Here is a 3,567-nt window from a genome sequence, read left to right as displayed (position 1 = left end):
AGGTAGATAGAGGGTTTTAAAATTTAATTTTACGCGGGCGGAATTTTAGAATTTTATAATCGAGATTCCGCCCGCCCTAAATTTACGGCTAAATTTTAAAATTTTGTAGCGATGGAATTTAAAATTTACGCTGGCATCGCTCTGCGCTACGATAAAATTTCAAAGAATTTTGTAAATTTAATCGAGCCTAGCGTGGTAAAATTTCAATCTAAAATTCTATGTTAAAACTGATGCGCTGTGTTTTGTCAAGATAAAATCTGCACTTTAAAATTTTAAATCCGAATATCCCGTCCGTTTTAAATTTATGACTAAATTTTAAATTTGCCTTTTCCACTCTCGCTAAATTCCAAAATTTTGCTTCGTCTACGCCGCTATTAAATTTGAAATTCGACCCGATTTAGCGCCTAAAATTCGTGAAATTTAATTTACAAAATAATATAATCACAAAATTATTCCAACGAAACAGGATGGGCGTATGAAAGAAATTAGCGGATCGCAGATGATCGTGGAGGCGTTGCGGCAGGAGGGGGTCGAGGTTGTTTTCGGCTATCCCGGCGGCGCGGCGCTGAACATATACGATGAAATTTACAAACAAAAATACTTCAGACACATTTTGGTGCGCCACGAGCAGGCCGCGGCGATGGCTGCGGACGGATACGCGCGCGCTAGCGGCAAGGTCGGCGTGGCGTTCGTCACAAGCGGTCCTGGATTTACAAACGCGCTTACGGGGCTTGCTACGGCGTATAGCGACAGCATCCCGATCGTGCTTATTAGCGGTCAAGTGGCGACCTCGCTCATCGGCACCGACGCCTTTCAAGAGATCGATGCGATCGGAATTTCACGCCCCTGCGTCAAACACAACTATCTAGTTAAAACGATCGAAGAGCTGCCTAGAATTTTAAAAGAAGCCTTTTATATCGCTCGCAGCGGCAGACCTGGACCCGTGCACGTCGATATTCCCAAAGACGTAACGGCGAAGCTTGGCGTTTTTGAATATCCTAGCGAAATCAAGATGCAGACTTACAAGCCGAATTATAAGGGAAATTCTAAACAGATCAAAAAAGCCGTCGAGTTAATCGCAAGCTGCAAAAAACCCATCCTCTACATCGGTGGCGGCGTTATCAGCGCGGGTGCAAGCGAGCTGGTGCGCGAGCTTAGCGAGTTTGCGCAGATTCCGGTCGTTGAAACCCTTATGGCGCTGGGGGCTATGCGAAGCGATGATAAAAACCGCCTCGGCATGGTAGGAATGCATGGCAGCTACGCCGCAAATATGGCGCTTAGCGAGTCGGATCTGATAATCTGCCTGGGCGCGAGATTTGACGATCGCGTCACCGGCAAGCTTAGCGAATTCGGCAAAAACGCAAAGATCATCCACGTCGATATCGATCCTAGCTCGATCTCAAAGATCATAAACGCGGATTATCCGATCGTGGGCGACGTGAAGTCGGTGCTAGAGGAGATGCTGCCGCGCATTAAAAGCGAGGTCAGCCCTCAAAATTTCGAGCAGTGGCGCGAGCTCATTCGCAAATACGATGAAATTCACCCGCTTAAATTTAACGACAGCGATGAAATTTTAAAGCCGCAGTGGGTTATCCAAAGTACCGCAAAAATCGCGGGCGAGGATGCTATCATCGCTACGGACGTGGGTCAGCATCAGATGTGGGTCGCGCAGTTTTATCCGTTTTGCAAGCCGCGCACTCTGCTAAGTAGCGGAGGGCAGGGCACGATGGGATACGGCCTGCCCGCGGCATTGGGCGCGAAGGCTTATGCGGGAGACAGACCGGTTATAAATTTCAGCGGCGACGGCTCGATTTTGATGAATATCCAAGAGCTGATGACTGCGAGCGCGAGCGGCCTAAACGTTGTAAATATCGTCTTAAACAACAATTTCTTAGGCATGGTGCGGCAGTGGCAGAGCCTATTTTACGGGCAGCGTTTCTCATCGACCGATCTTAGCTCGCAGCCTGATTTCGTAAAAATTGCGGGGGGCTTCGGCGGCGTAGGCTTTAGCGTTAGCACCAAAGCGGAATTTGAAGATGCGCTGAAGCAGGCTCTTGCGAGTAAGAAAGTAAGCGTCATCGAGGCTAAGATCGATCGCTTCGAAAACGTCTGGCCGATGGTGCCCGCAGGCGGCGCGCTTTACAATATGATTTTTGAGCAGGAGTCGTAAAGATGAATAGCATAAGAAGAGTAATATCAGTCGTCGTTACCGATGAGCACGGCGTTTTATCGCGGATCTCGGGGCTTTTTGCGGGGCGCGGCTATAATATCGACAGCCTCACCGTTGCGCCGATCCCAAATACTGGTCTATCGCGCCTTAGCATCGTCACTTCGGGCGATGAGCGCGTCATAGAGCAGATCACTAAGCAGCTTCATAAGCTGATCCCCGTCTACAAGGTCATCGATGATGCAAAATTCGTCGAAAAGGAGATGGTTTTGGTAAAGATCGCGCTGGGCGAAAATTTAGCGGGGCTCGATGCAGTTTTAAAAGCCTACAACGGCAGCATCGCAAACAGCGACGACAGCAAGATCGTCATCATGGCGTGCGACGACGCAGACCGCATCGATGGATTTTTAAAGACGATAAAAAAATACAATCCGATCGACATCGTACGCGGCGGCAGCGTCGCGCTGGATATGTAAGCGGCGATAAAATTTAATCAAAGGAGCGCAAATGAAATTATCCAAAATTGCCGAAATTTTAAACATAGAGCTTAGCGGAGCGGATGCGGAGATTACCGCGATAAATTCGCTTCAAAACGCAAGGCAAAGCGAGCTGAGCTACTGCGACAGCGACAAAAACGAGAAATTTTTATCCGCCACCAAAGCGACCGCCGTATTGGTAAAGTGCGGCACCGTAGCCCCAAACGGCGTGCGAGCGCTGGAGTGCGAAAATCCGCATCTAGCCTTTGCGATCTTAAGCGCGCATTTTGCTAAGCCGCTCATTCGCAGCGGCGCGCCCGCAAAGATCGCCGCTAGCGCGCAGATCGGGCAGAGCGTGCATATCGGCGCAAATTCTACGATCGGCGAGGATTGCGTCATTTTAAGCGGCGCGTATATCGGCGATGACGTGCATATCGGAGACGGCTGCGTGATCCACGCAAACGCCGTCATCTACAATGACACGATCATCGGCGAGCGCTGCATAATCCACGCAAACGCCGTCATCGGAAGCGACGGTTTCGGCTACGCGCATACCAAAACGGGCGAGCATGTTAAAATTTATCATAACGGCAACGTCGTGCTGCAAGATGAGGTCGAGATCGGCGCGTGCACGACGATTGACCGCGCGGTGTTCGGCTCCACGATAATTGGGCGGGGTAGCAAGATCGACAATCTCGTTCAGATCGGGCACAACTGCGAGCTAGGGCAAAACTGCCTCATCGTCTCTCAGGTGGGGCTTGCGGGCTCGACGACGCTCGGACGCAACGTCGTGATGGGCGGACAGAGCGGTAGCGGCGGGCACGTAAGCGTGGGCGATTTCGCTCAGATCGCAGCGCGCGGCGGCATAAGCGAGCGGCAGGCGGTACGCCGCCCCGAGGAGGCGCAGCTCACGGCAGGTCACGC

Annotated in this window: 3 protein-coding genes; all 3 read left to right on the top strand. The window is 50.9% G+C overall.

From position 1 onward, the window contains the following. The first annotated feature begins 475 nt into the window (after positions 1–475). Positions 476–2,170 carry an acetolactate synthase large subunit gene (locus Q0236_RS07915; RefSeq protein WP_297916702.1) on the top strand — a complete coding sequence of 565 codons (1,695 nt, stop codon included), beginning with the start codon at positions 476–478 and terminating at the stop codon, positions 2,168–2,170. Positions 2,171–2,172: 2 nt separating this feature from the next. Next, positions 2,173–2,643, top strand: a complete 471-nt coding sequence (gene ilvN / locus Q0236_RS07910; protein WP_297916700.1) for an acetolactate synthase small subunit — start codon at positions 2,173–2,175, stop codon at positions 2,641–2,643. 31 nt (positions 2,644–2,674) lie between these two features. Beyond that, a partial coding sequence (gene lpxD, locus Q0236_RS07905; protein WP_297916698.1) for a UDP-3-O-(3-hydroxymyristoyl)glucosamine N-acyltransferase occupies positions 2,675–3,567 on the top strand: 893 nt, incomplete at its 3' end.

The organism is uncultured Campylobacter sp. (genome assembly GCF_938031315.1).
GTDB lineage: Bacteria > Campylobacterota > Campylobacteria > Campylobacterales > Campylobacteraceae > Campylobacter_B.
The sequence above is the reverse complement of the archived record's forward strand: the minus strand, read 5'-3'. Positions and strand labels throughout refer to the sequence as shown.